This is a genomic window from Novacetimonas pomaceti (assembly GCF_003207955.1).
Taxonomy (GTDB): domain Bacteria; phylum Pseudomonadota; class Alphaproteobacteria; order Acetobacterales; family Acetobacteraceae; genus Novacetimonas; species Novacetimonas pomaceti.
Window position 1 is genome coordinate 1 of record NZ_NOXG01000076.1, and the last position, 2,167, is coordinate 2,167.

Annotated in this window: 4 protein-coding genes; 2 read left to right on the forward strand and 2 right to left on the reverse strand. The window is 51.0% G+C overall.

The window, feature by feature from the left end; genetic code table 11:
• The coding region (gene tnpB, locus CFR71_RS15535; protein WP_165832105.1) for an IS66 family insertion sequence element accessory protein TnpB at positions 1–114 on the reverse strand (114 nt) is incomplete at its 3' end.
• Positions 111–587, reverse strand: a complete 477-nt coding sequence (gene tnpA, locus CFR71_RS15540; RefSeq protein WP_207781384.1) for an IS66-like element accessory protein TnpA — start codon at positions 585–587, stop codon at positions 111–113. The genes tnpA and tnpB, both read right to left, overlap by 4 nt.
• A 564-nt stretch (positions 588–1,151) precedes the next feature.
• Between tnpA and CFR71_RS15550 the strand changes: the two genes are divergently transcribed.
• Both CFR71_RS15550 and CFR71_RS15555 read left to right on the forward strand, forming a co-directional pair.
• The gene (locus CFR71_RS15550) at positions 1,152–1,349 is read left to right on the forward strand and encodes a type II toxin-antitoxin system HicA family toxin (RefSeq protein WP_010512545.1); all 198 of its coding nucleotides are present in this window, start codon (positions 1,152–1,154) and stop codon (positions 1,347–1,349) included.
• Positions 1,331–1,759, forward strand: a complete 429-nt coding sequence (locus tag CFR71_RS15555) for a type II toxin-antitoxin system HicB family antitoxin (RefSeq protein ID WP_010512546.1) — start codon at positions 1,331–1,333, stop codon at positions 1,757–1,759. The genes CFR71_RS15550 and CFR71_RS15555 overlap by 19 nt, the downstream gene beginning before the upstream one ends.
• Positions 1,760–2,167 lie beyond the last annotated feature (408 nt).

Genomic DNA, 2,167 nt, shown 5'->3' on the forward strand with positions numbered 1-2,167 from the left:
AGGGTCACGACCCAGTGCTTCCTGGACCTTCAACGCCAGCCCGGGCATCCCCAGGCGCATATCGGTTACACCGGCCGCCAGCCATATCCTCAGCGTGGAGGGAAGCGGGATCATGATCGTAGTGCGCCCACAATCTCACGCAGACGATCAGCGGACAGCCCTGTGTCGAACTCCAGCCGCACACCGTCCGGAAAGACCAGGCTGACGGCTCGGTCGGACAGCGTTCCCTGTTCTCTCCGACGCTCCAATGGCTGCGGCTCGGGGGCCGGGGCCACCATGACAGGTATGAACGATGTCCCGCCTTTGGCCCGAGCCTCTCGCCGCCAGCGAAACACCAGACTTGGATGGATCCCATACTGTGCAGCCACCTCCCTTATGGGGCGTCGGCTCTCGTAGGACGCGATGACCACTCGCGCGCGAAATTCAGGGGCGTGCCAGCGGCGGCGATCCGAAACGATCTCGATCCGCGAGGCGTCCGCCAGCCTGTCCCGCTCGCCTGTCTCTCTACCGCTCCTTTGGAGCCTCTCTGCGGTACTACCTGCGACACTCGCAGGTAGTACCGCGTCCCTATCTCTTAAATCGCTCATGCTTCATAGCTGAACCAGACCAGAAGTATTCAGCAAGGCGTCAGTCGCCGGGAGCTTACTGATCGCCTTTCCTTCGACAAAATGCGCGCGACGGATCTTTCCAATTGTTTCCACAACAAGCATCCCAAACCGGGCCTCCATTCAGCATGAAGGCCATCGTGAACCCGTTTCTCAGAAAGGGGTCGTTTTTGGCTGCCTGTCCCCCTTCCGAAGGGGTCACTTTTCCATGCCGCTTAACACTGTGCGCGGGCCAGAGCCTCTCTCTTTCGGCTTAAAGACGCCTCTTGCCACCGCTCCACCGATGTACCCGCAGGATATGTCCACGAGGGCGGGCTCTTCACATAATATTTCTTGGAAATATTCTTGAAAAATTGTATATTTTTCTTGTATTATATTTAATAATAACATGTATCACTAATGATAATATTTAAATAAATAATTAATTTTGGTATTAATGCTGTTAAATAAATGATTTTTTGTGATTTCCTGCCTGCTCCTGATAAGCTGAGTTCAAGGGATATTGAAAATATTTGGTGCAGTGTGTATGATATGTAAATGCAAGGCATGTTCCTCACTCAGAAACTGATCAGGTTAGGCAGAGTGCTGGATCGCGTACGTGGTTCCCATCATGTTCTGAAGCATCCACAGCGCAAGGACGTGCTGACTATCCCGCACCCGAAGAAAAATCTTGGTAACGGATTGGTTATTGCCATTTGTAGACAGGCAGAAGCCCAGGAGAGGTCATGCGCTACCCAGTTGTAATTGAACATGGTGATGGTACAACGGCCTTTGGAGTTGTTTTTCCTGATCTGCCCGGATGCTTTTCAGCAGGTGACACCTTGGAGGAAGCGCTAGATAGCGCAGAAGAGGCAGCCGCTGGTTGGATCGATGCCATGTTGGACGCAGGCGAAGCCATTCCATCTCCCAGTTCTGTGGATGGCATCCGGAAAGCTCCTGATTATGCAGGTTGGATCGTTGGATTTGTTACACTTGATCCGGCCATTCTTGATGATCGGGTAGATCGTGCGAATATCTCTCTTCCCCGGCGTGTTTTGGCGCGTCTAGATGCTTTAGCTCGTGCCGCCAATGAAAGTCGCTCTGGTATGATTGCCGCCTTGACCTTACAGACGTCCGTGGTATCTGCTGAGGCAGCCAAAATGGATAAGATCTGATCGGGTTGGTAGTTCTATGCTATCGTGCACCTACTCTTGTGCAAATTTCAAGATCAGGTTCTTCCTTCTCCGATTTTGTTCAGAATGGCAAAAATTTGTAATGATTGCCATGCTTTGGTCACAATTTGTGCGGGGTGACCATAAGTGGTATTTCGGGTACGACATATGTCGACATACCGCACTGTTCGTCAGGAAACTGGCGAATTTCTACCCTCGCTAGAAGTTTAATTCGAAATATTTTTGTCTTGATCAAGGATGATTGTTTTATGGCTAAGCGCGTGAAAAACGTCCGCAGAAAAAAGATTGTGGTCGACGCGGATTTCTCACACTTGAGGCAATTTCGGGTCATTTTGTAGAATTCAGTCATCCCACAGGAGCCCGATCTGGAATATTGACGATATTCTGCTT